Source organism: Aequitasia blattaphilus (assembly GCF_024721305.1).
Taxonomy (GTDB): domain Bacteria; phylum Bacillota; class Clostridia; order Lachnospirales; family Lachnospiraceae; genus Aequitasia; species Aequitasia blattaphila.
Genome location: NZ_JAMXOD010000003.1, coordinates 13,339 through 38,729 on the forward strand (window position 1 = coordinate 13,339; position 25,391 = coordinate 38,729).

A 25,391-nucleotide genomic window follows, 5' to 3' on the forward strand; every position below is an offset into this window, starting at 1 on the left:
TGTCGCTTAGCGACAACCCTTTCTATGTGATGATTTTTATTTATCTTTCTTTTTTCCCAATGTCTTCATGGTATACCAAAGTAATCCGGTAATACATACAGAAGAATAGGCTCCCCATGCAATACCTACGATCAATGGCAGGGAGAATTCTTTAATGGAACTTACTCCAAGAATATATAGAATAATTACCATTACGACTGTGGTAAGGTTTGTATAAACACTTCTTGTCAGTGTCTGATTAATACTAAGATTTACAACCTCTTTATAATCCACCTTCTTGGTCTTCAGTTTCATCTCTTCTCTGATTCTGTCAAAGATTACAATCGTTGCATTAATAGAGTAACCCACAATGGTAAGAACCACCGCGATAAAAGTATTTCCTACCGTAATTCTTGAAACGGCATAGAACAGTACCACAATAGCAACATCATGTAACAACGCAATAATGGCACTGGTTGCAAAGGTTAATTCCTTAAATCGCAGCCAGATGTAAAGAAGCATACAAATCGAAGCAACAATTAAGGCCATAGCCGCATCTTTTCTCATTTCACTGCTTACAGTAGAACTGATATTTTCCGCTGTAATTGTATCTTTCTCTGCTCCAAACTGTTCAACCAAAGCATTGTTCAGAGCTTCTCTTGTTGCCACATCCAGGGTGACGGTTTTAATAATAACCTGGTTTGTGTCTGCTACTCTTTGAATCTGTACATTTTTATCCTTTGTTACATCTTCAATCACAGGTACGATTGTTTCATCAATTTCATCCAGTGAGTATTCCTTCTCAAATGTTACATTTGTAGAAGTTCCTCCTTCAAATTCAAGGCTATATGCGAATGCTCCCTTTCCATTTACTTTGTTGAATCCCATCACTCCAACCCCTACTACCATTACAAGGATGGACACAGTAAAGAAAATTTTTCTCTTTCCAACAAAATCAATTCCTTTTCTTTCTTTCAATGGGCGGTAATAAAAACTTTCTTTGCGTATACCTAAACCATAGAAAGAATAAATAACCAAACGCGTAATAAGCAAGGCTGTGAACATCGACACAAGAATACTGATTGCCAGGGTTTGCGCAAAGCCTTTTACCGTTCCTGAACCAAGCATCCAAAGAACTGCTGCTGCAATTAAGGTCGTAACATTTCCATCAATAATTGCTGAAAGGGCTTTACTAAAACCTGCTTTTAATGCATTCTTAACTGTTATCCCCTTACTCATCTCTTCTTTTACACGGGCAAAGATAATAACATTGGCATCAACTGCCATACCAATACCCAGGATAATACCTGCAATACCTGGCAGTGTCAGCGTGACTTCAAAAGCATTTATGATTGCCAGAACAAGACCAATGTATACTAAAAGTGCAATTCCTGAAGCCACTCCGGGAAGCTTATATACCCAAATCATAAATAGAATGACAATAATCAGTCCAATTAATCCCGCTAATAAACTGGTGCGAATTGCATCTTCACCCAGTTGCGCTCCTACAACATTTGAACGCAGTTCTTCTAACTCCAGCTTCAACCCACCGATTCGAATGGTGGATGCAAGTTGTTCCGCTTCCTCAAATGTGAAGTTCCCCGTAATTTGAGCCTGTCCTCCAGTAATCTCTTGATTAACTCTTGGACTGCTAATGGTTTCTCCATCATAAACAATGTTAATTGGCTTATTAATATTTGCTTTTGTTGCTTCTGCAAACTTCGTAGCACCTTCTGATGTTAATTCAAGCTGTACATAGTAACTTGTATTATTCAAATCATCATTTCCTGACTGTGCTTTTGCTGTCTGTATATCAGATCCGCTTAGTACAACTGTTCCATCCTCTGCTGTAAATTCCAGAGATCCCGGTTTTCCAAGATCCTCTAAAATAGCGTTGGCATCTGTTACACCTGGTATTTCAATATTGATACGATCGGCACCTTCCTGATAAACGCTTGCCTCCGTACTATATCCTTCCACACGCTTTTGCAGCTTGTAGATGGTATCGCTCATTTCCTCTGCTCCAGGATCTTTGTCCTTGACCTGATAGGTAACGCTGACACCACCTGCAAGATCCAAACCACGTTTAATGTTTTTCGCTGCACCGGTTTGATTTTTTCCAAACCCAAAAATTGCTGTAAAGGCCAATAAGCCCAGTAAGATAATGACTAATAATAAACTTAGTACGCTTTTCTTTTTGTTCATGTTCTGTTTCCCTTTCATTCCTCTATTTGATTTTTTCTGCCACCTTCATCATAATCCCACACTCCACGCGTTTTCTTTGCATTTCGCATCCGATTTCGTAGGATTTGAAAAGGTCCTTATGAAAATTGTAGGAGTTTGCCATGCACCCGCCACTGCAATAGTATTTAGCAAAGCATTTTTTACACTCCTCTTTTGAAAAAACATTACATCTGCGGAAATCATCCGCTATTTCAGCTCTAACGATTCCTTCCTCTACATTTCCCATCAAAAATTCTTCCTGCCCAACAAATTGATGGCAAGGATAAAAGTCTCCCCACGGAGTAACGGCCAGATATTCTGTCCCGGAGCCACAACCGGAAAGCCTTTTAGAGAGGCATGGACCACCTTCTAAGTCTATCATAAAGTGGAAGAAATTAAAACTATTTCTTTCCTCTTCTCTGCGTAACATAATTTGAGCCAATTTATCATATTCATCCTTGATTTTACCCAAGTCTTCTTCCCGTATTGCATAGGGGTCATCTTCCCCTCCTACTACAGGCTCCATAGACATTTGTTCGAATCCTAAGTCCGCAAAATGTAATACATCTTTTGAAAAATCCAGATTGTCTCTCGTAAATGTTCCTCTTATGTAATACTTTTCCTGATTCCGGCTCTCTGCAAGCTTTTGGAATTTGGGGACAATTAAATCATAGCTGCCCTTTCCATTTCGAAAGGGGCGCATCCGGTCATTTACTTCTTTTCGTCCATCTAAACTTAGTACTACATTGTCCATTTCCTGATTCAGGAATTCGATGGTTTCATCGTTTAAAAGCACACCATTGGTTGTCAAGGTAAAACGAAATACTTTATTGTGTAAAGACTCCTGGCTTCTGCCGTATTCTACAAGTTCCTTTACCACTTCCAGATTCATCAGTGGCTCACCACCAAAGAAGTCCACTTCCAGATTCTTTCTTGTTCCTGAATTTGCAATCAGAAAGTCCAGAGCCTTCTTACCAACTTCATAGCTCATTAACGCTCTTCTGCCGTGATACTCTCCTTCTTCTGCAAAACAGTATTTACAGGCCAAATTACAGTCATGAGCAATATGCAGACAAAGTGCCTTTACCACAGTCTTTCTTTCGGCAACTTGAGGTAAAATCTCTTCGCTTACATCCTTTGAAAAAAGCTGCTCTGCCTGAATCAATTCAATAAATTCATCCAGAATTTCTTTTCTTTCTTCTTGATTATGGAAATAGGCCTCTTTTTTATAGCTTTCTAACTCTTCTGCTGTAAAGTCTTCGAACTCTTCTTTTTTTTCTTTCACATAAGCAAGGACCTCGTAACTTTCATCATCTAACAGATGAATTCCTCCGCTGCTTACATCTATTGCAATATTGTATCCGTTGTTTTTATATTGATGTACCAAAAAAATTCTCCTCTCACGTTTTCCAATAAAAGAGGGCTGCCACATATTTGTCATGTAACAGCTCCTCATACAATCATATCTTTATTCTCGATTATTTCTTCTTTTGTTCACAAGTCTGATTGCCCACGGTACAAGAAGTTTTGCATGCAGACTGACAGGAAGTCTGACATTCTCCACATCCGCCTTTTTTGATTGTACTATTCAAAGTTTGTTTGTTAATTGTTTGAATATGCTTCATAACCATTCCTCCTTCGCTTTCTAAAGAGCTTTAAATATTATAGCATAGAATTGGTTGAAATACCAAGCATTTTATACTAATATAGAACTATTAAACAGATGGAGGAAATCACATGAGCAAATTAGAAGAAGTCCGCGCTGACATGATCAGTGCCATGAAGGCTGGTGACAAGGACACAAAGGAAACTCTTTCCATGCTTTTAGCAGCATTGAAAAATAAAGTAATTGATAAACGAGAGGATTTAACCGGCGAGGAAGAAATACAGGTTATCCTAAAAGAAATCAAGCAAACTAAGGAAACCATTGAAATGACACCTGAAGATCGTACCGATATCATTGACGAATGCACCAAAAGAATTCAAGTGTTAGAACGTTATGCTCCTAAGATGATGGATGCTGATGAAATAAAAGAAATTGTAAAAGGTGTTTTAGCTGATTTAAACCTTGATGCTCCTACTGGAAAAGACAAAGGGCTTATTATGAAAAGTCTGATGCCTAAAGTAAAAGGAAAAGCAGATGGAAAACTTGTAAACGAAATTGTTCAGTCCTATATGGCGTAAAAAGAGGAAGCCTAATTGGCTTCCTCTTCTGTTTGTTCTACTTGTTTAATTGTAACCTTAAGGCTTTGAAAGTCTACCTTCTTCCAGTTTCCTTTGTCTACCTTTGTTCCTGCATCTTTTACCCATTTCTCAACAGTGGTTTTATAGAGTTCGCTTTTTCGTTCCTCAACAATGCTTTCTTTCTTTGCATCGGTTGCTGTCCGGTCTAACAGACTGGTTACTCTTCCTACATAAACAGCACTGTCTGATTCGATTGCCTCTGTTGTTTCCCCTGCTTTTAATCCCTCTGCCGCAGCTAAAAGATCTGCATTCACACTGGTGCTTTCACTGTCAAATGTCACGGTTGTTGCCTCATACCCTTTTTCACTTGCATAGGCCTTAAAATCCTCTGCCGTTTTCCCTTCTGCTGCAAAGGTTTTTGCAGTTTCTTTCAAGGCGGTAATCTCATCTTCTGTCAGCTCTTTCGACTGTCCCTCTTCATCTGTTACCGTAAAAGGAAAGCTTACGTAATCCATACTCTTTTGTGCCGCTTCTTCATCACTTACTTCTGAATCTGCCTTGTTGCCAATAACAGTACTCATCTTTTGGTTCAGGGTCAACATTTCCAGAACACTTTCCACAGATTTCGTTGAACCACTTACCTTCTCCAAATCATCTTCTTTATTTGCTTTTACGAAAGCCTTTGCCGCTTCCTTAATCTTCGTGCTTTCTTCCTCCGAAATTCCAACGCCTTCCTCTTCTGCATGATCTTTTAAAACTGCCATCTGCTCCAGTTGGGTTAGAATGTCTTTTTTAACACTCTCTTCGTATGTGACACCTTCTTCTGCTTCCTGCTTCCACATTTCTTCTCCCAAATAGCTGGAATAATATGTTTCCCACTGAGCTTGTGTCATTCGTGCATAGAAATTCGCTTCTCCCAGAGTCACTTCATTTTTCCCTACCGTTACTACTGTTGCATCCTCATTTATTTTTGATGAACATCCAGTCAACAAGGATACTCCAAGTATACCAGATAATAAGCACAAAATTATCTTCTTTTTCATAACATATTGCCTCCTAAAGTTTGTCATTCTATTGCATTATATCTCTTTTCCGCTTTTCAATCAATCCTTTTATTGGTATAATCATTTTTATGAATATTAAAAACAAAGTGTCATATAAATCAATTTTATTTTGGAATCTGACAGGAAGTATCATAAATGCCCTTGCTTCCGTCATACTGTTAACAGCCGTTAACCGCATCCTGGGTATTAAATCCGGTGCTGGAGATATCTTCAGTCTCGGGTTTTCAATCTCCCAGATGATGTATATATTGGCATGCTATAATGTGCGTATTTATCAGTCTACTGATGTGACTGGAAAATTTTCTTTTAATGATTACTTCATCTTCCGTATGATTACCTGCGCACTAACCATTGCAGCATCCACCGTATACATCTTGTTCCACGGATATGAGGGCTGGAAGTTTGGTGTCATTTTCCTTCTTTGCATCTATCGTATCGTAGAAGCTTTCTCCGACGTTTTTCAAGGAGTATTTCAGCTGAAGGAACGCCTGGATTTGGCCGGAAAATCCATCGCTATAAAAATACTTGCAGCTTCAACATTTTTTATACTTTCTTTACTCCTGTCCGGTGATTTGCTGATAAGTACTCTGTGGTTCTTTATTGGAGGCTTGCTTTTCTTTTTCCTCTATGATATTCCTATCTACTTAAAGATTGCGAAAGAATATCCGGAGGAACGCCTAAACCTGCGAAGCTTTTCATGGAGGAATACAAAAGAATTATTTATTGTATGTTTCCCTCTTTTTTTAAATGGCTATCTCTTAATGGCTATCTACAATGAGCCGAAACTTGTGATTGGTTCACTGACGGAATCAGGTCTTCTCTCCGTAGGTGCCCAAACCTATTACAATATCTTGTTTATGCCAGCTTTTGCTATGAATCTGCTCATTATTTTTTTTCGGCCCTTTTTAACCTCTATGGCAATCCATTGGAGTAGAAAAGAATACAAAGAGACCTACAAAAAGCTGGGTGCTATTTACGCAGCAATCCTTGGTGGTATGGTGGCCGCACTGATTCTTGGATACTTTTTGGGAATCCCTGTTTTATCTGCTGTATATGGAACAGGCAGCGGGTTATCTCCTTATCGGAGTGAACTCATGATTATTATTGTTGCCGGGGCAATCAATTCATTGTCTACCATTACTGATCAGGCCGTAACCTTAATACGAAAGCAGCACCTTTTGCTGGGGGTATATCTAATCGCTTTGCTTTCTGCGAAACTGCTCTCTTCGAGGCTGATACCGGTACTAGCATTAAAAGGGGCTGCCTTGTCATTTTTCTTTTCTTGCCTGATTATTTTAATTTTTACACTTTTAATCTTTTTTATTTGTTCTCAACGCATGATACGAAAAGACTCTACTCCATAATTTCTTCTATCAATGAAAGAATTCTCTCAACTACAGCAAGAGGGGATTCTTCTTTCTTTTTCTTCTGCTGTTTAGCAATAAATGTTGGCTTAGGCTCTCTTTTTAGCGTAATAACATCTTCATTTTTCTGAAGCCATTCCGCAATTTTTTCCGTAATAACAGGAGCATCTTCTGCCATTTCAAAGTAAAACATATTTTTCTTTTGTTCTATCGAAACAATAGAAAGACTGTGAGCCTTTGCTTTTAGTAATGCCACCTCAATCAATATCTCTGCTTTTTTCGGCAAATCACCAAATCGATCTATCAATTCTTCAATTAAGTCTTCTTTATCTTCCTGATTCTCAATTGTTGCGATTTTTTTGTATACTTCCAACTTATGATTGGCATTCCCTATATAAGTATCCGGTATCAAGCCATCTACTTCTATATCGATTGTGGTTGTAAAAGCTTTTCCACTTCCTTCACCCTTGAAGTGCTTGATGGACTCTCGCAGCATTTTCACATACAAATCATATCCCACTAAATCCATATGTCCATGTTGGCTTTCTCCTAAAAGGTTTCCCGCTCCTCGTATTTCCAAATCCCGCATCGCTATTTTAAATCCACTTCCAAGATCCGTAAATTCACGAATTGCAGCCAATCTTTTTTCAGCCTCCTCTTTTAAAAGCTTATTTCTTTGGTAAAGCAAAAATGCATACGCCATTCGGTTCGATCTGCCTACTCTGCCTCTTAGCTGATACAATTGAGACAAGCCAAAGCGATCTGCATCGTGAATAATCATTGTATTTACATTGGGAATATCCAGACCTGTTTCAATAATTGTAGTAGAAACCAGTACATCAATCTCTCCATTAATAAAGTCCAGCATAATGCGGTCCAGCTTATCCCCTCGCATCTGTCCATGAGCATAGGCTACCTGCATTTCCGGAACCAGCTTCTGGATGCGGTTTGCCATTTCAATGATATCTTCTACACGATTATAAACGTAGTATACCTGTCCGCCTCTTGAATACTCTCTTTCAATTGCCTCCCTTACCATCTCGTCATGGTACTCCATAACGTAAGTTTGAATTGGTATCCGTTCATTCGGTGCCTCTTCCAAAACACTCATATCACGAATTCCTATCATGCTCATATGAAGGGTTCGTGGTATTGGCGTAGCTGTTAAAGTCATAACATCTACATTTTCCTTTAATTGTTTTATCTTTTCCTTATGCTTCACACCAAAGCGTTGTTCTTCATCAATAACCAACAACCCTAAATCTTTAAACATAATATCCTTACTCAAAATACGGTGTGTTCCAATGATAATGTCAACCAGTCCCTTTTTAAGATTACGTATAATCTCTCTTTGTTGACTGGCACTTTGAAATCTGGAAAGCATTTCAACCCTTACCGGATACTCCTTAATTCTTTGTACAAAGGTATTGTAATGCTGTTTGACTAAAATGGTTGTCGGCACTAAATAAGCCACCTGCTTATCTTCCTGAACGGCTTTAAAGGCTGCTCGAATGGCAATCTCTGTTTTCCCATAACCCACATCTCCACAAATAAGACGATCCATGATTTTTTTGCTTTCCATGTCTCGTTTTACATCCTCTATTGCATGCAGCTGATCCTCTGTTTCTTCAAAGGGAAAAAGCTCTTCAAACTCTTTTTGCCACGGGGTATCTTCCTGGTATTGAAAACCTTCCTGCATCTGTCTTTTTGCATAGAGTTCCACTAAATCCGTTGCAATTTCATCAATAGCATGCTTCACCTTCGACTTAGTTGTAGACCAACGGGTAGAACCCAGACGGTCTAGTCTAGGCTTCTTTGCATCGCTGCTGGCATACTTTTGAATCAAGTCCAATTGAGTGGCCGGTATATAGAGATTTCCGTCCTTGGCATAAGTTATTTTCATGTAGTCCTTGGTTACCCGGTCTACTTGGATTTTTTCTATGCCTTGATAAATTCCAAGACCGTGGTTCTCATGTACTACATAATCCCCCACCTTCAGTTGTGAAAAGCTGTCAATGACGCTGCCTTCTTGTTTTTTTCGCTTCTTTTTCTTTTTTTGTCTGCCGAAAATATCACTTTCTGAAATTGCAATAAATTTAATAGAAGGATACTCATAGCCCGCCTTTATATGTCCATAGGCCGTCATAATTTCCCCTTCTTTAATATCCCGTTCTGTCTCTTCGCTATAAAAACTCTGGAGATTATAGTCTCTTAAATCTTCCGCAAGTCGTTTTGCCCTTGATCGGGAACCAGATAAAAGCAAAACACGGTATTTTTCTTTTTTATACCGTTTTAAATCTCTGGTGAGCGTTTCAAAGCTCCCATTATATGGATTAATACTAACGGAATGAAAAGGATAGGCTCCTTTCGTTTTGAATCCACTCTTTTTCATATCTAATGTATAAAAGCCTACCGAAGAAAACTGATTCACCCTTTGAATCACTTCTTCAGGAGAAAACAGCAGTGCTTCCAAATCTGTTACTTCAAAGCCTTCTTCTATTCTTCGCTTACTTGCTTCGATATACTCTTCATCAATTCCTTCTGCTTTTTCCCGCAGCCGAATTGGTTCATCCAAAAAAAGAAGCGTATCATCTCCTTTAAAGTAATCCAGAAAAGAACAGACTCTTTGATGATTCATCCCTTCATCTGCAGGATAGATAAATACTTCATTCAGTGTTTCAATTGATCTTTGGGACAGTGAATCAAAACTTCTAATCGAATCAATTTCATCTCCCCATAATTCCACACGTATGGGAACTTCTTCGGTAAGAGGAAAAACATCTAAAATCCCTCCCCTTACTGCAAATTGAGCAAAACCTTCTACTTGCTCAACTCTTTCATATCCAATACGGATTAAATCCATAGATAGTTTTTCTAAATCCACCTGATCCTCTATGGAAATTTTGATCATTTCTTTTTGAATCACATCCTTTTTGGGAAGAGCGTCCATACATCCATCAATCGTAGTAACAACTGTGATTGGTTCCCCACTTATAATCTTTTGGGTGACCTCACTTCTTGCCTTCATAATGTCCTTACTTCTTAAATCCGCCTGATAAAACAGCAAATCCTTAGGGGGATAATAGTAAGTATCTTCATCTAACATTTTAATCTCTTCCAGGATTTCTTTTCCCCGTCCTTCCGAAGCCGTCAAAATCACTTTGTATTTATAGTTTTCTGAAAGACCATAGATCATGTGGCTTCTGGCAGAAGGTACAATTCCACTCACTTGTACCATGCCTTTTCCACTTTTCAACTCCTTTGTAATCAACTCATATTCTGCCAATTCTCCCAATGGCTCTAAGATTGCCTTCATTTTATTCCTCTTCTTTACGAATCTTTGTATTATATATGTTCATTCCTCTGTCAATCTCATCCCGAAGAATATAGGTAATCGCCTCTCTTGCATTTTCATACCCTTCTTCCATCAGTACCTTCTCATTTTTACTGAAATGTCCCAAGACATAATCTGCCAGATCATACTTTGGTGGTTTTTCACCTACTCCGACTTTCAAACGTGGAAACACCTCACTATTCAAATGAGAAATAATACTTTTTATTCCATTATGACCGCCTGCACTTCCTTTTTTCCGTATGCGCAGCTGTCCTACCGGAAGACTAACATCATCATAGATTATGATGAGTTCTCTGGCTGGATCAATTTTGAAATAATCCACTAATCCCCGTATACTTTCTCCACTTAAATTCATATAGGTCTGTGGCTTGACTAGAATGACCTTCTCCCCTTCAATAATCCCCTTCCCAATATAAGCTCTGCTTTTCTTTTGATCCACGGAAATCCCATAATATCCTGACAACTTATCAATCACATCAAATCCAACATTATGTCTGGTACCATTATATCGCTTTTCAGGATTTCCCAGTCCTGCAATTATATACATATTCTTCCTCCAAGTAAAAGGACTATCGCAAACCGTGCAACAGCCCTTTTTGATTATCCTTCTACTATTAAATATTGTCCATTGGGAATAGGGAAAACCTCTGAAGCCTCTTCCAGCTCATCTAAACTCATATTTCCTACATCGATTCCCATCTCTTCAAGATATTCTTGTACCTCTTCGATACTGTCTACCACAACTGCCATACAATCCTCCAAAAAGGCCTCTGCCTCTGGAGCATTATCTGCCACCGGTTCATCAAAGAGCTTTCCCTGCTGTTTCAAAAAAGCCTCTACTACCTCTTCACTATACTCATACATTCCTTATCCCTCCCTATAACGCTTTGATACATTGATATAGCTCTTCTGGTGAATCCACCAGTTTCTTCGCCCCTGCGGCTTCCAGCTCTGATTTTTCCCGAAATCCCCAAGTTACAGCTATTGTCTTTAACTGTGCGTTATGTCCTGTTTTTACATCAACCTCTGAATCACCAATATAAACACAGTCTTCTTTGCTTAATTTCATCTCTTCAACAATTTCCAGAAGAGGTGCTGGGCTGGGTTTTCTTTCCACACCTTTTCTCTGTCCATATACTGCATCGAAAAAATCTTCTCCATACAGCTCATAAATCACCTTCTGTGTCTGCCTATGAGGCTTATTTGACAATACCGCCAGCTTATACCCTTCTGACTTCAACTGCTTGAGTGTATCCTCCACTCCTGAGTAGGATTCAACGTGATATGTGCAATGCTCATCAAATATACGTATGTAAATTTCAATTGCCTCTTCAATTCTATCCTGATCAGCTCCTGCAGCCGCTATTGATTTTTCCAAAAGCACCCTTGCACCATTCCCTACAAAGGAACAGCACTGCTGCTTTGATATCATTGGCAGATTCATCTCTTTTAACGTCTTTTCTACTGAATAAACAAGAGATTCCAATGTATTTGCTAAGGTTCCATCCAAGTCAAATATACAAGCCTTCATTTTATTACCCTCCATTTTTTTAATCATAGTATGAAAAGAGTAAAAATTCAAGACTTTTTAACTCCATTTATGAATCAGATTATCAATCTGATCTTTTAGCTTAATCAATTCCTTGTTTGCAAGCCCCTCATTTTGATAAATCAGCTCAACTAATCGTTTTGCAGAGACTAAGGTATTATTAAATATTGCTTGATTTCTACTCTGTTTCTTTCGTTCCTTCATCCTTGCAGATATAGGAATGCCCTCTTTAATAAGCTCATTGCTTTTCAAATCATAGACTGCTCCTGAAAACGGTGCATACGCCTCGAACTTTAACTGATTTTCCACATGCTGGGCAAATGTATCCGTCACCGTATCTTCCCCATGGACAACAAATACTTTTTGAACCGGAGTATCAAAACCAGAAAGCCAGTCCAGCAGTCCCTTCATATCTGCATGCCCACTTACACCTTCCAAGGATACAATTTTCGCTTTTACTTCGACACTTTCACCGAACAGACGAACACTTTTTTCTCCTTCCAGTATGCGTCTTCCTAATGTACCAACGGCTTGATATCCCACAAAACAAATGGTACACTCTTCTCTCCAGAGATTATGCTTCAAATGATGACGAATGCGGCCTGCTTCACACATACCCGAGGCAGATATAATGACTTTCGGCTCAAAACCTTCATTGATTTTTTTCGATTCATCGCTGGTAACCGTTGTCTTTAAACCTGGGAAAAGTAATGGATTTCGACCTGACCGAATAATTTCCATTGCTTCTTCGTCATAGTTCTCTAAATAATTTTTCCCGAAAATCTGAGTGGCTTCAATTGCTAATGGACTATCTACATAAACCTTAAAATCGGGATATTCCGGCAACAAATTCTGATCTTTTATTTCCCGAATGAAGTAAAGCATTTCTTGTGTACGTCCAACTGCAAAGGAAGGAATTACAACATTTCCCTTTTTTTGAAAGGTGCTTCGGAGTATCTCGGTAAATTTCCCGGTATAATCCACTTTTTCCATCGAATGCAAGCGCTCTCCATATGTAGATTCTACAACAATATAATCTGCATCCTTAATCTTTTTGGGATCCTTTAGGATGGGTTGATTCACATTTCCTATATCCCCTGAGAAAACAATTTTTCTCTTTTCATCCCCCTCTGTAATAAACACCTCTACAGCAGCAGATCCCAGAAGGTGTCCCATATCTGTATATCGCACGGATACCTCATCACTAATTTTAACGATTTCATCATAAGGCACCGGCGCAAACAGCTTCATTGCATTTTCTGCATCAATCATATTATAAATAGGCAAATAAGGTGCTTCTCCACTTCGTTTTGCCTTCCTGTTTCTCCATTCCGCTTCAAATTCCTGAATGTGAGCACTGTCACGAAGCATAACATTACACAAGTCTCTGGTTGCAAAAGTAGATATAATCTCACCTTTAAAGCCCTCTTTCACCAGCAGAGGAATTTTACCCGAATGATCAATATGAGCATGGGTCAAAAGAACATAATCAACTTCTAAAGCCTCTATCGGCAACTCTTGATTTTCGTATAAATCCGGACCTTGCTCCATCCCGCAGTCAATCAGGTAGTGTTTGTCTCCCACCTCCAAGTAATGACAGCTTCCCGTAACCTCGTGGGCCGCACCAATAAACATTAATTTCATACTAAACTCCTCCTCTCTTCGATTGAAAAAGGACTATCTCAAAGATAGTCCTTGTTGTTTATCATTTTATTTCTTAAAGAAATCTGGGATTTTGATATCCTGTTCCTTCACACTACTCTTTGGCGTCTTCACATTGTTCAGAGATGGTGTTGTACCACCCAAAGGTTTTTTTACACTGCTATCAGAACTTCTTGTAGGTGCAAAACCTAAATCCAAATCTTTGCGTATTGGCTTTCTCTCAAAGTTTGTACTTGGCTGAACTGGTTTTGTCTGCCCTTCCAACCGGCTCTTTAGCTTTGAAGCTGTTCCACCTTCATTATGAAGACCTGTGGCAATAACCGTAATCGTAGCTTCATCAGCTTTCGAATCATCATACATAGCACCGAAGATAATGTTCGCTTCTTCACCGGCCAAATCCTGAACATATTCAGCTGCATCGGATGCATCCATTAAAGTAATATCTCCAGATACATTAATAATAACATGGCTTGCGCCTGCAATAGTTGTTTCCAATAAAGGACTGGCAACAGCTTGTTTTACTGCTTCAAGTGCCTTATCGTCACCTCTGCCTTGTCCAATACCAATATGGGCAATACCCTTATCAGTCATAACGGTCTGTACATCAGCAAAGTCAAGGTTAATTAAGGATGGAACATTAATCAAATCCGTAATACCCTGGATACCTTGTTGTAAAACTTCATCCGCTTTCTTCAATGCTTCTGGCATCGTAGTGCGTCTATCTACAACCTCTAAAAGCTTGTCATTTGGAATAACAATCAGAGTATCAACAGAATCACGAAGCTTTTCAATACCTGTAAGAGCATTGTTCATTCTGGTTTTTGATTCAAAACGGAAAGGTTTTGTAACCACACCTACCGTCAGAGCTCCCAACTCCTTTGCAATTCTTGCTACTACTGGAGTTGCTCCCGTTCCGGTTCCGCCTCCCATACCGCAAGTTACAAATACCATATCAGCACCTTTTAAAGCTGCAGAAATCTCTTCTGAACTTTCTTCCGCTGCCTTTTCTCCAACCTCTGGCTTTGCTCCCGCGCCAAGACCTTTTGTGATTTTCTCACCTATCTGCATAAGTGTTGGAGCTTTACTAAGCTGCAATGCTTGTTTATCTGTGTTTATAGCAATAAACTCGACTCCTGCAATTTGTTCATCGATCATTCGGTTAACGGCGTTATTACCACCTCCACCAACACCAACAACTATTATTTTAGCTGCTGCTTCTGATTCATTCGTTTTAATTTCTAGCAAGGGTTCGTCCTCCTTTGTTCGTCCTTATCATCTATACTTCCCACTGGGTATTTTCTCTGATACACCTATAGTATATAATATAGTTTTTTGTGTAAAATTTCAATAACTTTTGCCTAATTTCCCGAATTTTTCTGCATTTCACTTAACTATCGGGAGGAATCTCACCTTTTTTGAAAGTAATTGTATGATTCCCTCTTTGATAATCCTCCATATGAAGGGTGCCTTCCTGACCTTCTAATTTTTCAATTATAGGGGGAAGCTGTAAAATCTGATCTTCACTTACCTTAGTTCCCAGATTCACATACACCGCTCCGTAGTATACATAAATACTATTATTTTTATAGACTACTTTATCTGCATGAATCTCTTGTGTCTGCAAAAGCCTGGTTGCTTCTAACAATTCTTTAAAAACTTCTTTCTCTTCTGTTTTCAAAGATTCATATAAATTCAATTCTCCAATTTCAACTCCTTCTATTAAAGGAACATCAATTGTATGTGTATTACTTTTTAGAACAACCATTCCCTCCCCATCAAAATAAAAAATACCATTTTCATTTTCAATATAGCCAGAAACAGTCTTTTCCTTTACATGAACTTTTAAAACCCAGGGTTTCCCTATGCTTACCTTTATCGAATCTAAATGAGGAAGACTTTTTCCTTTTCCAAGCATGTACTTCCCACAAACATATAACGTATTCGTCCCATATGGATCCTCTGTAATTAATTCGGTAATTGAATTTGAGTCCGTATACTCATTTCCCGAAACCTCAATTTTCTGAATGTGAAAGAAAACAAAAAGTGACAGAGCAACAATCCCAATTCCTATCAATGCAGTGAAAAAATGATAGATTCTTACACTCAACTTTTTTTTCCTCAAATCATCTCTCCCCTTTGTTTAAGATATAGAATTGACAATTTCTTTAAATTTATCTCCTCTGACCTCATAGTTCGGAAACATTCCCCAACTGGCACAGGCCGGTGATAGAAGGACTGCTTCTCCTGGATTTGCAATTTCTGAAGCTAATAAAACAGCCTCTTCAAAAGTGTCTACAAGAGTATAATCCAAAAAACCTGCTTTTTTTGCAGTCTGAGCGATTTTCTCTTTCGTATCACCTATCAATATCAGCATTTTAACTTTGCCGTCAAAGCTCTCAATCCACTCTGTATAAGATGAATCCTTATCGTATCCCCCACCGATTAGAACGGTTCTTCTTTCCATTGCCTGAATTCCCTTAATCGCAGCATCTGGATTCGTACCCTTGGAATCATTATAGTACTTCACGCCCTTTACTTCTTTAATGTATTCAATTCGATGGGCAACACCTTTAAACGAAAGAACACTCTCCTTTATGATATCAAATGGAATGCCCGCCGCAATCGCTATCAATGATGCAGCCATTACGTTTTCCATGTTATGGTCTCCTAAGATATGCAAATCCGCTGTATTACAGAGAACCTTAATATCTTCATCCATTTTACAAATTATTTTTTTATCTTTCAGGTACATTCCTTGATCGAGAACTCTCTTACTGCTAAAGTATACTTTCTTTGCAGGAATACGTTTTTCGATTTCCTGTGTATAAGGATCTTCTTTATTCAGAACACAAAACTCCTGACCATCCTGATTCTTTGTTATGGAAACCTTTGCATCAACATAGGCTTCCATTGTATGATGCCGATTCAAATGATCCGGTGTAATATTGAGTATTGCGCTTACCTGAGGTCTGAAACGATCTATTGTTTCCAATTGAAAGCTGCTTATTTCCGCTACTATTATCGAATCTTTTGTTGTCTGATCTGCGACCAAAGTATATGGATTACCAATGTTACCTACCACAAAAAAATTCTTTGTATAGCGTTCTACAATCTCACCCAACAAGGTTGTGGTTGTGGTTTTCCCATTCGTTCCCGTTATAGCAAGGATTTTCCCTTGTCCACAGCGGTATGCAAGTTCAATCTCTCCAATGATTTCTACGCCTTTTTCCTTCATCTCCAGGATTTCAGGCAAATCAGTGGGAACCCCTGGACTTAATATTGCCATATCCAGTTCACCGATAATCTCTCTTGGAAACTCACCGAGATAAATAAGAACCTCTTTTTGAAACTCTTCTTGTATTTTCTCCCGGATCAGCCCGTTATTACTATCATAAAACCGGAGATTTCCTCCATGATTTTCAACTAATTTCCCGGCTCCAATCCCGCTTTTCCCAAGACCGTATACCAGTACATTCTTATTCAACAATTTTTTTCCTCCTTACATTGCCATATAAGCAATCCCACAAAGTATTGTTGTAACAATTGTAAACACCGTTACCACTCTTGTTTCAGACCAGCCCAGAAGTTCGAAATGATGATGAATTGGTGCCATTTTAAAGAAGCGCTTCCCACCTGTTTTTTTAAAATAAGTTACCTGTATCATCACAGAAACTACTTCAATTAAATAAACCAACCCAAATATAAGGATGAAAAAGGGCATATTCAGCATATAGGCAGCACCTGCCACAAACCCTCCAAGAGCTAAGGAACCAGTATCTCCCATAAATACCTTAGCAGGATAGGAATTAAACAGCAAAAATCCCATAAGTGCACCTACCATTATCAGTGCAATTGGTTCTATCCCACCATTTAACACCACCGATGCCACACTCAGAAAAATAGCAACCGGGATGGTCACACTGGATGCAAGACCGTCTAGTCCGTCTGTAAAATTGGTTCCATTTACCGTTCCCAAAACAACAACAAAAAGAAGGGGTACAAAAAACCATCCAATATTAAAGTATCTGCCTTTCAAAAAGGGGATTAATATTTCAAAACTGACATCGGTCAGAAAATTCACATAGAATGCGAAAATGATTGTCACCAAAAATTGCAAAACCAATTTCTGCTTCGGAAGTAAGCCATCCGAATCTTTTTTGATTACTTTCAAATAATCATCTATAAATCCAATGAGTCCAAATCCCACAGTAGATATAAGCACCGGTACAATATGGGGATAGTCTCGTACAAAAAAGAGAGAAACCAACACCACACTACTTAATATCATTACTCCACCCATCGTCGGAGTTCCTGCTTTTTTTAGATGAGATGCCACACCCTCTTCTCTTTCCGTCTGTCCCATTTTCATCCTTTGTAAAAACGGGATTACAAAAGGTCCCTGTATGGCACATATTATAAATGCAGCAATTCCTGCAAGTAAAACTTTATTATCCATTTTGTCTCTTCCTCCTCTAACTTACAAAGTATACTGCATTTCATGTTTTTTTTCAATGTGTTCTTTGGATTCCTAAATAGGGGAAGATTTCTTCCATGATCTGTCCAGCCATTATAGTTGCATATCCTCCTGATGACTGAGAACCCACATTTGGCTCATCAATCACTACATAGACTAAGACCTCTGGGTTGTCCTGGGGCGCATATCCAATAAAGGACTGGACATGTTTTCCATTCCCTCGGGGAAGTTTTTCCGCTGTTCCTGTTTTCCCTCCAATATCATATCCTTCAATATTAGCCGCTTTACCTGTTCCGTCTGTTACAACTCCTCGTAAATAATCCTTAACTAATTCACTGGTTTCCTTGGAAATCGTCTTTTTCAAAAGAATGGGCTCTATGTTTTCCGTTACGGTGCCATCTTCATTTTGAATCTGTTTTACTACGTGAGGTTTGTAATAATCGCCTCCATTAATAAGGGAGCAAAAACCTGATGCCAATTGGTTCATCGTAACCGTAAAGTTCTGTCCGAATCCATTTGTTGCAAGGGTTGCATCATCCATATTGTCCACAGTGTACAAAAGACCTTGTTCTTCTCCTGGCAGATCGATATTGTTGAACTCACCAAATCCAAATTGTTCTTGGATGCTTACCATATTTTCACGCTCCAGCTTTTTCGCAATCTGCATCAACCCAACATTACAAGAATTTTCCATTACTTGTTTTAAGGTCTCTGTCCCGTGGGCTGTTCCTCCGTAACAAGTTATATTAAACCCTCCTACGTTCAAGCTTCCCGAGCAGTGAAAAATCTCATCGCCACTCAGAACACCCTTGTCAAGTGCTACAGCAATTGGAAAGGGCTTAAAGGTAGATCCTGGTTCAAAAGGTGTGTTTACACAGAAGTTATTCCAAAGACCATTTAGCTTGGTGGTTTTTTCCTCTTCGTCCATGCCTTGCAGCTCTTCTTCCGTATAATAGCTGCTCAGATCTCTGGGGTTATTTAAATCATAGCTGGGATAAGTTGACATTGCCAAAATTTCACCATTTTGTGGATTCATTACAATGACACCTGTATTTTTACTTCCACCGCCTTCATTTGGGCCATCTTTGTTCGCTTCGTTAAAATCTCTTACATATTTATCCACAATACTTTGTATTTGTACATCAATTGTTGTCACAACATTTTTTCCATTGATCGGTTCTTTCATCGTACGATTAAATGTCGCTTCTTCATCCTGGTATCCATATCTTCTTCCATTAATTCCATTTAAGACATCATTATAATATGCCTCAATCCCATTACTGCCCACATTACCATCTACTACAAATCCAATCGTACCGCATGCTAATGTATTGTAAGGATAAGAACGTATATAATCATCCTCTAACCAGACACCTTTTACGTATGGGTTATTCTCTGTATCATCTACAATTTCATTGAACTGGGTTGCAACCTCATAGGAAATATCTTTTTTCAGAATTTGATAACTGCTTCCCGGATTTGCTTCCAGTTTTTCTTCCACTTCTTCTTTTGGAATCTCAAATATCTTTTCAAGAACCTCTAACGTAGGTTCCTTATACTCTTCCTTGCCAAGTAAAACCTTTGCATCTAAAATAACGTTATACACTCTCTCACTTGTGGCAATTCTCGTACCATTCCGATCCAATATATCTCCTCTTTTAAATGCAATTGGCTGGTTCGAAAACTCTTGATTATCCAAGACTATTTTTTTGTACTTATCTCCATCCGATGCATTTATTTTTGATATAACACCCACTAAAATGAGAAAAACCAGCAATATTGACACAAATAATATCGCTAGTTTTTTTTTCATAAATTTTTCAAAAATTCTTTTTTTCATAGCGTCTCCTACTTGGTTCCTATTTCAGATTTTACAACTGTCCCCTTATCAGGAATGTTGTTCACCTGTTCTATAATATCACTTGTAGGGCAGTCATAGCGAATAATTTGTTCCGGCATTGCATAAACCATTCCAAGTTCTGAAATAGCTCTATGTCTCACCGTCTCTAAAGTAATGGAATCCTTAATCGCATTTTCCTTCGCATTATTTGCTTCCTTCAACGAGGCTAGCTCTTCCTGTTTTTCGCTAATCGCTTTGGAAGTTTCTGTTACCTTAGACTGCACATTTATAAAGTTCACACACACAAAAAGAGTAATAACTGAGGCAATAGCCAAAAAAAAGACATATCCTGCATTCATCTGACTTTCCCTTTTAACGTTTTTACTCGTTCTAGGACTTCTATTCTGTTTCTTTACCGGTTTTTTTTCCGGTTTTGGTGTATATGCAGGCTTTGTCACTACGTTTCCATAAACGTAATTAGCTCTCTGGTTTGCCATGGTTACTCCTTTCAAATATTCTTAATTTCGCACTTTTGGATCTCGAGTTTTCATTTAACTCTTCTTCTCCTGGCAAAATCGGCTTTCTTGTAATCACTTTCCCTTTTGATTGATTTCCACAAACACATATTGGGAAATCCGGAGGGCACGTACAAGGATTCTCAGCTTTTCTAAACAGCTGTTTCACGATACGATCTTCTAAAGAATGAAAGGTTATAATGCATAATCTTCCACCTGGATTTAACAAATCAATCATATCCTCTAAGGTGTTTCTAAGAACTTCTAATTCCTTGTTCAGCTCGATTCTAATTGCCTGAAAAGTTTTTTTCGATGGATGTCCGCCCTTTTTTCGTATTTTCATTGGTATAGACATCTTTATAATTTCCGTTAACTCATTGGTAGTATCAATGGATCTGTTCTGTCTTTCCTTGACAATATTTTTTGCAATGTTTTTCGCAAATTTGTCTTCTCCATAATCTCGTATAATGCGATACAAATCCATTTCACTATAGGTATTTACGATGTCCCTTGCCGTCAATTCCTGACGTGTATCCATCCGCATATCCAAGGGAGCATCTTCCCTGTAGGAAAAGCCTCGCTCCGGAGTGTCCAGTTGATACGAAGACACGCCCAAATCAAGGAGAATTCCATCCACTTTGTAAATACCTCTTTCTTGCAGCACTACTTTCATATCCTTGTAGTTACTTCGAATGATAATGACATTTCCATCAAAGGTACTCAGCCGCTTCGTCGCCGCTTCGATTGCCATCTCATCCTGATCTATTCCTATAATACTCCCCTTGTTGCTCAGGTGTTTACACACTTCAAAAGCATGCCCACCTCCACCAAGCGTTCCGTCTACATAGCTTCCATCCGCTTGAATGTTTAAACCGTCTACTGTTTCGTGCAAAAGTACTGATGTATGTTTGAATTCCATTTTCTCTCCCTCTAGAAACTGAAACCGCTGTCTTCAAGACCAGAAGCCAGTTCTTCAATTGACTCCTCAATCTCAGCACTTTGTGCCTCCCACATAGCTCTGTCCCAGATTTCGGCGTGCTTCCCCACACCAACGAAAACAACTTCTTTATCTAGTTTCGCAAAATCTCTGAGCGCCGGCGGGATAAGTGTCCTTCCTTGTTTATCCAGGTCTGCATCATTTGCACTTCCCTGTATAAACCTGGCAAGCTTTCTTGCCTTTGCGTTGGTAGTAGTAGACAGTTCATTTAATCTGCGTTCAAAAGTGTTCCATTGCTCTTCAGGATATACATTCAGGCAATTATCCATACCTTTTGCAATGACGAAATTCTCCCCTAGATCATCACGCATCTTTGCAGGTATCATCAATCGGCCCTTTGCATCAATATTATGACGGTATTCCCCTTTCAGCAATGTACTCACCTTCTCCCTTTGAAGTAGATTTACCACTTCTTACCACTTTTTGACACTTTCTACCACTTGAAACCATTTTACCTCATATTATAAGCATAATCAAGCCCCAAATTTCTTAAAAAAGAATAAAAAAAAGAGTTTCGCATCTTGCAAAACTCTTTTTTGAAACAATTCACTTTATTGCACTTGTTCAGGACTGTTTACTCTCCATACCATGCTATTCCTTCGTATTTCCATCCTTGGCTCTTCAATACATTTACCTCGTTTTGATCCAAAGTATAATGGTGAGATCCACTTTTCAATCCCGGATTAAATAAACGATAGACGGTTTTCGTACCACCTGAATTCCAGGCAACACCTTCGTAATTCCAACCGTGCTTACTCTTTAAGGTTGATACTTCATTCCAATCCGTTGTGTAATGATGATCCTTTAAAACAGGATTGTATAAACGGTAAACTGGTGTACCTGTCTTCGGCGGATACCATGCCACGCCTTCATAAGTCCCCCATCCCGTTTGAACAAGGTAATCCCTTTCTGTTGCACTGGCCGTATAAAAATGCTCATAATTTCCCGGATTATACAAACGATACATTCCAGGGTCTTTATCGTATTTTGTCAGTCCATATTCTTCGATTATCCGATTCAAGGTTGTATTGTATGTTGGGCTGGTTGCATAACGCCCTTTTAAACAGTCCGTCGCCTCTTTATAAGACTTTGTATTGCTCTTCCAGGCTCCCGAATAATAATAAACACCTGATTGGAAGGATGTGGTTCGAATTACATGCACATTATCCAGCAAAGACTCTCTATAAGAAGGATACTTTCGGAATGCAGCATTAATCTGATACCATCCTCCTTTTGAAGCATCATATTCTGATGTAAGCATCATAACACTCTGCCCATTGTAACTTCCCTTAATTCCAAACAAATTATAATTCGGTGCTTTTGATAACGAGCTGCCACCCCAGCCACTTTCACAAATCGCCTGGGCAATCATGACAGAGGCATACATATCATTTTCCCTGGCAGCCTTCTCTGCTAAAGGTGCAATCTGGTTGATAAAACTTTGCTGTGAGCCAATAGCCCGTGCATACATCCTGCCTTCTGCTGCCTCGTTCATTCCCTCTTCCATGGATGAAGGGGAAGCAAACATCAAATTTCCATACTCGTCATACTCATCATAAGACTCTACAACTTCCGGCTCTGCTTCTGGCTCTTCCGGCTCTTCTGTTTCCCCTATCGCTTCTGGCGCTTCTCCCTCGGTTATCTCCTGTACATTCTCTGATACATTATCCTGAGCAAAAGACAAAAGACTGGTCGATGCCAAGCTCATAACCAACACGCCGCTGCACAATAATCTCTTAATATTCATTTCTCCCTCCTATGAATATATAATCTCCCCTTATTCTGCTGACTCTATTCCATTTAAATAATTATTCACTTCAGTATAATCAACCTCAACGCTTTCAACCGGCTTGCGATTTTCAATATATCTTACTGTTGATATTCCACACCAGGCAATAAGACACAGTCCTACAAGAGAGTAGGCAACTCTTTTTGCCATCTTTATTCTCTTTTCCTTTTGTACCTGAGCCTTTCTGTTAATCTTACTCTTTTTATAACGTTCTACCTTTTCCTGACTCATCTATCATATCCTCCAACTTTTTTCTTTTTCTATATTACCACAATTATTCCGCCGTTGGAAGCATACATTGTGCTAATTCCCCTTGTATCCAATATAATTACTTCTTTTACCTTTGTTAGCTTGAGAATCATTTCCTTCACTTGCAGCGCTCTTTCTTTACAGTTGCAATGAGAAATAGCCAATATTTTTGAAGAAGAATTTTTTATTTCTGGAATGATCTTCTTTACCATACCTTGCAATGCCTTATTGATTCCTCTTCCCTGTCCCAATTGCTGAATCGTGCCTTCCGGTGTCGATCCAAGAATCGGCTTAATATTAAGGGCTGATGCAACCAAAAGCTTAATCCCTGTCAGTCTTCCGTTCTTCCGAAGTGTATCCAGGTCTTCAAGCACAAAATATGTGTGCTGCTCCTCAATATAGCTTTCCACTGCTTCCACTAAAGCCGCAAAATCAAGTCCTCTTTCTTCGCACTCTCTTATCTTAAGGGCAATTAATGTTTCTCCTACTGATGCCGAATTTGAATCAAAAATATGAATTTCTTTTTCTCCATCCTCTTCTTCATACATTTGCTTCGCTAAATTTGCGCTATTATAAGAACCGCTTAAATTGGAAGAAAGTGTCACAACGTATACACGCTTTTCTTCCCCCTTAAACAAGTCCATATATTGTTCCGGAGAAGGACAGGCACTTCTTGGGCACTCCTTTGACTCCTTTGCAATCTTGATAAATTCCCCTTGATTAAAACTTTCATCATCTACAATATGATAATTCTCAACTAAAATTGACAGAGGAACCGATGTAAATATACCCGATTCCTTCATTTCTTCTGTTAGTTCCCCACAACTATCTACCAGTACTTTGTATTCCATATAACTCCTTCCAGAGTTTATCGCCCTAGGTTTAAAACTCTATTTCATGTAGTATTCAATACTACAAGAATATCATATCCCTATTAAAAAGAAAACCCCCTAATCGAATCGTATCTTTCTGGAAATACCTAAAGCGATTCCCATTTCTGCCAACAGGAATAAGGTGGACGTTCCCCCATAACTTACAAAGGGAAGAGTAATACCTGTTGTGGGTATTACATTGGTCACAACCGCCACGTTTAAAATCACCTGAAGTCCAATGTGGGCAAATATCCCCGTTACAATCAGTGCACTAAACAAATCCGGTGCATTCTGGGCTATAAAAACAAGTCGATATAAAAGCAAACCGAAAAGTAACAGTATCATGATTGCTCCAAATATCCCTAATTCTTCACATATTACCGACAAAATCATGTCATTTTGTACTTCCGGTATAATCATCTTTTGTGTGCTGTTTCCAAAGCCTTTCCCAAAAAGACCTCCAGATCCAATGGCATACAGGCCCTGCATCACCTGGAATCCACCTTCCGCTGCATGCTCTTCCGGCTGGAGCCATACTACGATACGACGCATTCGGAAGCTGTCACTTGAATCCAACGTTGCTCCTATATAAAGAACTGCGATTGCCAGTAACGCAATTCCAGCCATTGCAATGGCAACATATGGTTTTGCATTAGGATGGGATACAAAAATTACAACTGCACCAATTCCAAATATTATAATTGCAGTACTGAGATTTTCCGTAAAGAAATAAGCTGAGAAAGCTGCAAATCCCGCCACTGCTAAGATTTTAAAACTTTCCTTAAATTTCCGGTATTTTTTTCCCATTTGAATAATAAGAGCAGGTATCAGTAAAATAACTGCAATTTTTGCAATTTCGGATGGCTGCAGCTGTTGTCCTGCCGGAAGCTTAATCCACCTTCTTGCTCCATTTACCTCTTTTCCCAAGGGAGTGAACTTCACCAGAAACATTAAAAATATTGCCACAGCATAAATCGGTGGTGCCAGCTTAAAATAAATTCTGTAATTAATCCTTGATATAATAAACATTCCTATGAAACCTGCTACAGTAAATAGAAGCTGTCTCTTCAAATAGAACATGCTGTCTCCCGTTGTCACAAGAGCGCTGTATGAACTGGTACTATAAAGCATTATCAAACCAAAACACACTAAAAAAATCAGTACTGCCAAGAGGCTATAGTCGAAATATTGCTCCTTCACTATAGCCTTTCTTTGCATTACTGATTTTTTTGTTTTTTTCTTCGTCATCTGTTTCGCCATTTTCTTCTCCATTCT

23 protein-coding genes are annotated in these 25,391 nt (G+C 38.9%); 2 read left to right on the forward strand and 21 right to left on the reverse strand.

Annotation, left to right across the window (positions count from 1 at the left end):
- Positions 1 to 36: 36 nt before the first annotated feature.
- From secD to scfA, 3 genes are all read right to left on the reverse strand, one after another.
- A complete protein-coding gene (secD, locus tag NHH15_RS02715) occupies positions 37 to 2,184 on the reverse strand; it encodes a protein translocase subunit SecD (RefSeq protein WP_262065111.1) in 2,148 nt (715 codons plus the stop codon).
- A gap of 22 nt (positions 2,185 to 2,206) precedes the next feature.
- Positions 2,207 to 3,589 (reverse strand): thioether cross-link-forming SCIFF peptide maturase, encoded by a 1,383-nt coding sequence (gene scfB, locus NHH15_RS02720; RefSeq protein ID WP_262065112.1) that lies wholly within the window; start codon positions 3,587 to 3,589, stop codon positions 2,207 to 2,209.
- 91 nt (positions 3,590 to 3,680) lie between these two features.
- Positions 3,681 to 3,827, reverse strand: coding sequence for a six-cysteine ranthipeptide SCIFF (gene scfA / locus NHH15_RS02725; protein ID WP_262065113.1), 147 nt, complete (start codon positions 3,825 to 3,827; stop codon positions 3,681 to 3,683).
- 112 nt (positions 3,828 to 3,939) lie between these two features.
- Here scfA and NHH15_RS02730 point away from each other — a divergent pair, with 112 nt between their 5' ends.
- On the forward strand, positions 3,940 to 4,386 hold the full coding sequence (locus NHH15_RS02730) for a GatB/YqeY domain-containing protein (RefSeq protein WP_262065114.1): 447 nt from the start codon (positions 3,940 to 3,942) through the stop codon (positions 4,384 to 4,386).
- An 11-nt stretch (positions 4,387 to 4,397) separates the two neighbouring features.
- Here NHH15_RS02730 and NHH15_RS02735 read toward each other — a convergent pair whose 3' ends face one another.
- Positions 4,398 to 5,456, reverse strand: a complete 1,059-nt coding sequence (locus NHH15_RS02735; protein ID WP_416386570.1) for a SurA N-terminal domain-containing protein — start codon at positions 5,454 to 5,456, stop codon at positions 4,398 to 4,400.
- A gap of 62 nt (positions 5,457 to 5,518) precedes the next feature.
- Between NHH15_RS02735 and NHH15_RS02740 the strand changes: the two genes are divergently transcribed.
- Positions 5,519 to 6,814: a lipopolysaccharide biosynthesis protein gene (locus NHH15_RS02740; RefSeq protein WP_262065116.1), complete on the forward strand. Its 1,296-nt coding sequence runs from the start codon at positions 5,519 to 5,521 to the stop codon at positions 6,812 to 6,814.
- Here the strand turns inward: NHH15_RS02740 and mfd are convergent.
- The 17 genes from mfd to NHH15_RS02830 all read right to left on the reverse strand — a co-directional run bounded on the left by mfd (position 6,804) and on the right by NHH15_RS02830 (position 25,376).
- Positions 6,804 to 10,130: a transcription-repair coupling factor gene (gene mfd / locus NHH15_RS02745; protein ID WP_262065117.1), complete on the reverse strand. Its 3,327-nt coding sequence runs from the start codon at positions 10,128 to 10,130 to the stop codon at positions 6,804 to 6,806. The genes NHH15_RS02740 and mfd overlap by 11 nt on opposite strands.
- Position 10,131: 1 nt before the next feature.
- Positions 10,132 to 10,716 (reverse strand): aminoacyl-tRNA hydrolase, encoded by a 585-nt coding sequence (gene pth / locus NHH15_RS02750; RefSeq protein ID WP_262065118.1) that lies wholly within the window; start codon positions 10,714 to 10,716, stop codon positions 10,132 to 10,134.
- Positions 10,717 to 10,769: 53 nt separating this feature from the next.
- Entirely contained in the window at positions 10,770 to 11,033 is a 264-nt protein-coding gene (locus NHH15_RS02755) for a glyoxalase (protein ID WP_262065119.1), read from the reverse strand.
- Between the two features lie 13 nt (positions 11,034 to 11,046).
- Positions 11,047 to 11,700 carry an HAD family hydrolase gene (locus NHH15_RS02760; RefSeq protein ID WP_262065120.1) on the reverse strand — a complete coding sequence of 218 codons (654 nt, stop codon included), beginning with the start codon at positions 11,698 to 11,700 and terminating at the stop codon, positions 11,047 to 11,049.
- 57 nt (positions 11,701 to 11,757) lie between these two features.
- Positions 11,758 to 13,362, reverse strand: a complete 1,605-nt coding sequence (locus NHH15_RS02765) for an MBL fold metallo-hydrolase RNA specificity domain-containing protein (RefSeq protein WP_262065121.1) — start codon at positions 13,360 to 13,362, stop codon at positions 11,758 to 11,760.
- 66 nt (positions 13,363 to 13,428) lie between these two features.
- On the reverse strand, positions 13,429 to 14,625 hold the full coding sequence (gene ftsZ, locus NHH15_RS02770) for a cell division protein FtsZ (RefSeq protein WP_262065122.1): 1,197 nt from the start codon (positions 14,623 to 14,625) through the stop codon (positions 13,429 to 13,431).
- A 142-nt stretch (positions 14,626 to 14,767) separates the two neighbouring features.
- Positions 14,768 to 15,502 (reverse strand): cell division protein FtsQ/DivIB, encoded by a 735-nt coding sequence (locus tag NHH15_RS02775; protein ID WP_262065123.1) that lies wholly within the window; start codon positions 15,500 to 15,502, stop codon positions 14,768 to 14,770.
- Between the two features lie 18 nt (positions 15,503 to 15,520).
- Positions 15,521 to 16,864, reverse strand: a complete 1,344-nt coding sequence (gene murD, locus NHH15_RS02780) for a UDP-N-acetylmuramoyl-L-alanine--D-glutamate ligase (RefSeq protein WP_330639133.1) — start codon at positions 16,862 to 16,864, stop codon at positions 15,521 to 15,523.
- 15 nt (positions 16,865 to 16,879) lie between these two features.
- A complete protein-coding gene (gene mraY / locus NHH15_RS02785) occupies positions 16,880 to 17,836 on the reverse strand; it encodes a phospho-N-acetylmuramoyl-pentapeptide-transferase (protein WP_262065125.1) in 957 nt (318 codons plus the stop codon).
- 52 nt (positions 17,837 to 17,888) lie between these two features.
- Positions 17,889 to 19,694 carry a peptidoglycan D,D-transpeptidase FtsI family protein gene (locus NHH15_RS02790; RefSeq protein WP_262065126.1) on the reverse strand — a complete coding sequence of 602 codons (1,806 nt, stop codon included), beginning with the start codon at positions 19,692 to 19,694 and terminating at the stop codon, positions 17,889 to 17,891.
- Between the two features lie 8 nt (positions 19,695 to 19,702).
- The gene (locus NHH15_RS02795) at positions 19,703 to 20,191 is read right to left on the reverse strand and encodes a hypothetical protein (RefSeq protein ID WP_262065127.1); all 489 of its coding nucleotides are present in this window, start codon (positions 20,189 to 20,191) and stop codon (positions 19,703 to 19,705) included.
- Positions 20,172 to 21,128: a 16S rRNA (cytosine(1402)-N(4))-methyltransferase RsmH gene (gene rsmH, locus NHH15_RS02800; protein ID WP_262065128.1), complete on the reverse strand. Its 957-nt coding sequence runs from the start codon at positions 21,126 to 21,128 to the stop codon at positions 20,172 to 20,174. The genes NHH15_RS02795 and rsmH overlap by 20 nt, the downstream gene beginning before the upstream one ends.
- Before the next feature lie 11 nt (positions 21,129 to 21,139).
- Entirely contained in the window at positions 21,140 to 21,580 is a 441-nt protein-coding gene (gene mraZ / locus NHH15_RS02805) for a division/cell wall cluster transcriptional repressor MraZ (RefSeq protein ID WP_262065286.1), read from the reverse strand.
- 200 nt (positions 21,581 to 21,780) lie between these two features.
- Positions 21,781 to 22,953, reverse strand: coding sequence for a glycoside hydrolase family 73 protein (locus tag NHH15_RS15450; RefSeq protein WP_276008585.1), 1,173 nt, complete (start codon positions 22,951 to 22,953; stop codon positions 21,781 to 21,783).
- A gap of 30 nt (positions 22,954 to 22,983) precedes the next feature.
- On the reverse strand, positions 22,984 to 23,226 hold the full coding sequence (locus tag NHH15_RS02820; RefSeq protein ID WP_262065129.1) for a hypothetical protein: 243 nt from the start codon (positions 23,224 to 23,226) through the stop codon (positions 22,984 to 22,986).
- A gap of 29 nt (positions 23,227 to 23,255) precedes the next feature.
- Entirely contained in the window at positions 23,256 to 24,095 is an 840-nt protein-coding gene (locus NHH15_RS02825) for a DegV family protein (RefSeq protein ID WP_262065130.1), read from the reverse strand.
- A gap of 99 nt (positions 24,096 to 24,194) precedes the next feature.
- Positions 24,195 to 25,376: an FtsW/RodA/SpoVE family cell cycle protein gene (locus NHH15_RS02830; RefSeq protein WP_262065131.1), complete on the reverse strand. Its 1,182-nt coding sequence runs from the start codon at positions 25,374 to 25,376 to the stop codon at positions 24,195 to 24,197.
- Between the last annotated feature and the right edge of the window lie 15 nt (positions 25,377 to 25,391).